We start from the raw sequence: 3,399 nt of genomic DNA on the forward strand, positions 1-3,399 counted from the left end.
TACGCCTTGTCGTTTCTTAGGATCTTCAGGATATGATTGGATCGAAGATAAAAAAGTAACCTCTGATTTAGACCCAGAGCATCTTGGTCATGCCTTATTACAGGCCTTAGCTTTAAGTGAAAACCTTTATTTGAAATGACAATCTGTATGAAAATAGTAAAATCACATATTGATAAAAAGTTGATAAAAAGGGTCGTGTATTAATCCCTTATCTTTTCAGAAAATCTCTCTTTCTTGCACCCGGTCAAGAAGTTATTTTATTTCAAGAAGGTAAAGAACTTAAAATTAGGACCTTTAAAGATTCACTAACGTGTGCCAGGAAAATAGTGAAGCAATTTAATAAAGATGATTTAGATCTTGTTTCACTTCTTTTACAAGAAAGATACGAAGAAAACAAAGATGTATAAAATAATTGATACTTCAGCTTTATTGGTTTTCATTAATTAGAATCATTATTGCGGAGATTTTTCTGCAAGAGACTTAGAAAAGGTTTATTTTACACTCTACATTAAGTTACACGATTGGTAACCTAATGTAGAGTAATATAAAAGAAAGAAAAAAATATACTCCTAATTTCAAAAATAAACTTATGCTAGCCCAAAAGAAATGGATAGGCTATAAAAGAAAAAATCTTTAATGTAAGGAAACAGAGAAATGGCTTTTAAGAAATGGCATACTTATGTTGGGATACTCCTCATATGTTTAAGTCTTCTTTATCTCTTTTATACGCCTTCTGAGCATCATTCTGTTTCTTCCCCCTGGATTGGGCGAGAGGTTCCTTCTTTTTCATTAAGGTCGCTTGGAACTCCACAGGAATTCAACCAAGAAGAGATTAAAGGAAGGCCGTGCCTTCTTACCTTTTTTGCCTCTTGGTGTTTTTCATGCCGTGTAGAGCATAAAATGCTCGGAGAAATATCTCGAAAATACAACATACCTCTCTATGGGATTGCATTTCAAGATAATGAGGATGCTTTAAAAACATGGCTCTCAAAATTTGGAGATCCTTTTACAAATATTGGTTTAGATAAAACAGGATTTGTTGGTTCTGAGTTTAATATAATAGGCGTTCCAGAAACTTTCTTAATTGATGATAAGGGTGTCATTCAATACCATGTTCAAGGAGCGCTTTATTCAGATGAAGCTATTCACGGTCTTGAGAGAGCACTTTTAAGGATTGGACTAAACCCCCAATAAAGATAGGAATCTGTTTTCTTAATTCTTTTTATTATAAAGATTTTTTAATATGTTATGTGGGATTACTTTTATAGCCAGTCCAAAAGAGGGTTAAATTAGATTTTTTAGCCCCGGCTTCTTTTCATAAGAGACAAAAAACGATAGAATTGTTTTAAGTTTCAAGGGGATGAGGGACGTCATCATTATACTCAATGCCTTCAACGTCGGCTGGGATTATGTCTGTGCTCTCAGACGGAGGAGGAGGAGATTCTTGATCGTTAGAAAAGGGAGACCAGCTTAAATCACCGAATATTTTTCCATCACGAGGGCAATTTGTATGAAGAGGTCCTTCACAAAGTTGTTGATTCCGTTGTTCGATGATAATTGGTTCAAGATCACTTCGGCTATCGGATTTAGCTTGAAGGTCTTTAAAAAGCCCAAAACTTGTTAGCGTTATGAGAAAGGATATCAGAATTCTAGAGGACATTATTTTTTCTCCTTTTTTTAATTATATACTCTTTTTTAGAGGAATAGTTAAGGCTTAACAGTGTATTTTGAAATATTTTTCAGAAAATGAAATAGAATGCATCTTTTAAAAAATGAACATGGAATTTTAACAGGCCTCCAAATAGATGAGGTTTATATTACAATAGAAATCCGGCAAAAGCTTGGTATAAAAAGGCTTAGTTTGAGGTTTGATCAAGCACGGACATGTTTACGTGTCAGCGTGGGGAAGTATCATTTTTCAAAAATAGAAGATTTTATTTATCAATCAGAAGAATGGATCCGAAAAGGCGTTAAAAAATTAAAACCCCACCTTCTTATAAAGCCGGGAGAAGAAATTCATATTTTTGGAGAAAAATATATTTTAGAGATTCAAAAAGGATTTGAAGGCCTGGTTTTTAAAGAAAAAAGAATGATTGTTTCATGTCCTTCTCCAAGAAACTTTCAAAAAGTCCTTGAAGCCCATTTAAAAAAAGAAGCGATCCGTTTCTTTTATGATTTAAGCTTTCTTTATGCGTCTCGTCTCGGAACGCGTCCTTTAGAAATAAAAGTGCGTGATTTTAAAAGTAGATGGGGAAGTTGTTCCCATAATGGAATTTTATCTTACTCATGGCGATTAATTTTTGCCCCTAAAGAGATAGCAGAATATGTCTGTGCGCATGAAGTTTCCCATCTTAAGGAAATGAATCATAGTGATTCTTTTTGGACTCTTGTTAAAGAATTATGCCCTTTTTATAAAGTTTATCGAGCCTGGCTTCGAAAAGAAGGAAGCTCACTTTTTCGCATTCAATGGGATCAAGGAGGCAGCTTCTAAAATAATTTTTTTCTTTTTAGATCTCCTCTTTGAAGGCTACTTCAACATTTTTTCCTTCAAAAGCGAGTCCTACTTTTAAAGTGCGCAAAACAGTCTTATGATCTTTGATCTTTGCTTTATAATTTTTTATCTCAATCTGCTCTAAAGCTTTTTGAGCGAGAAATCTTAAATTTTCGCCTAATTTTGAAAACTTAAACTCTAAAATAAGGGCATTTTGATATTTTGCCGTAGTTTTTGGGATAAGCATGAGATCAGTGTGCCCAAACCCAGATTCTCTTTCCGTTTCTATAAAATAGTATGAAGATACTGCTGACACAAGGCCCAATATAAAACCATTATAAAAAAGCTCAGCATTTTTAGGATGTGTTGAAAAAAAGCTTGCTGAGATTTCAAGATAATCCTTCAGTTTTTGAGTAAAGATATCTATATTTCCTTTCAAAAGATCATTTAGAAGAGAATTATAATCATTTAAATCAATGTTAAGTTTTTGACTGATCCAAGACATGGAAGAGACTTCAAAGACTTCTCGGACTTCTCTATTCGGAATACGAGCCTCACATCTATAGGTTCCTGCTTTAGAGTTCTCAATGAGAGAGGCTGTTAAATACCCAGAAAAGAGCAAGAGATTATAAAGTGCATTTGGAAAGGATTTGATGTCTTCAAACACCATCTTAGGATCCGCAATCATCTCAATGGTCTCATCCTCAACAAGCCGTTGCATCTCTTCTTGAAATTTATCCAAAACAAGCGCCCGTTCAATAAGGGACGTGCTTGCGTACCAACCCAATATGCTTTCAATTCCCCTTCATTATAAATACAATTCATAATGGACCATGGATTATAAATCATCACCCCTCCAATATTGTATCCATTATACCAAGATTTAAGTTCAGTTGATGTTTTTGCCT

At 34.2% G+C, this 3,399-nt stretch carries 5 protein-coding genes and 1 pseudogene; 4 read left to right on the top strand and 2 right to left on the bottom strand.

The features are described 5' to 3' along the window. The 3 genes and pseudogenes from JSS34_08590 to JSS34_08600 all read left to right on the top strand — a co-directional run. Nucleotides 1–139 (top strand): hypothetical protein (locus tag JSS34_08590; GenBank protein MBS0186355.1); only part of this gene is annotated, 139 nt, incomplete at its 5' end. Between the two features lie 40 nt (nt 140–179). Beyond that, nucleotides 180–407: pseudogene (locus JSS34_08595) on the top strand (AbrB/MazE/SpoVT family DNA-binding domain-containing protein). Between the two features lie 247 nt (nt 408–654). Then, entirely contained in the window at nt 655–1,194 is a 540-nt protein-coding gene (locus JSS34_08600; protein MBS0186356.1) for a redoxin domain-containing protein, read from the top strand. Nucleotides 1,195–1,345: 151 nt separating this feature from the next. Here JSS34_08600 and JSS34_08605 read toward each other — a convergent pair whose 3' ends face one another. Next, nucleotides 1,346–1,660, bottom strand: coding sequence for a hypothetical protein (locus tag JSS34_08605; GenBank protein MBS0186357.1), 315 nt, complete (start codon nt 1,658–1,660; stop codon nt 1,346–1,348). Nucleotides 1,661–1,756: 96 nt separating this feature from the next. On the opposite strand from JSS34_08605, the gene JSS34_08610 reads away from it, so the two are divergent. Beyond that, on the top strand, nt 1,757–2,491 hold the full coding sequence (locus JSS34_08610) for a M48 family metallopeptidase (protein MBS0186358.1): 735 nt from the start codon (nt 1,757–1,759) through the stop codon (nt 2,489–2,491). Between the two features lie 16 nt (nt 2,492–2,507). Here the strand turns inward: JSS34_08610 and JSS34_08615 are convergent, their stop codons facing one another. Continuing rightward, nucleotides 2,508–3,278: a PD-(D/E)XK nuclease domain-containing protein gene (locus tag JSS34_08615; protein MBS0186359.1), complete on the bottom strand. Its 771-nt coding sequence runs from the start codon at nt 3,276–3,278 to the stop codon at nt 2,508–2,510. Nucleotides 3,279–3,399: the final 121 nt, after the last annotated feature.

Source organism: Pseudomonadota bacterium (assembly GCA_018242545.1).
In the GTDB taxonomy this organism is placed as follows: domain Bacteria; phylum Pseudomonadota; class Alphaproteobacteria; order 16-39-46; family 16-39-46; genus 16-39-46.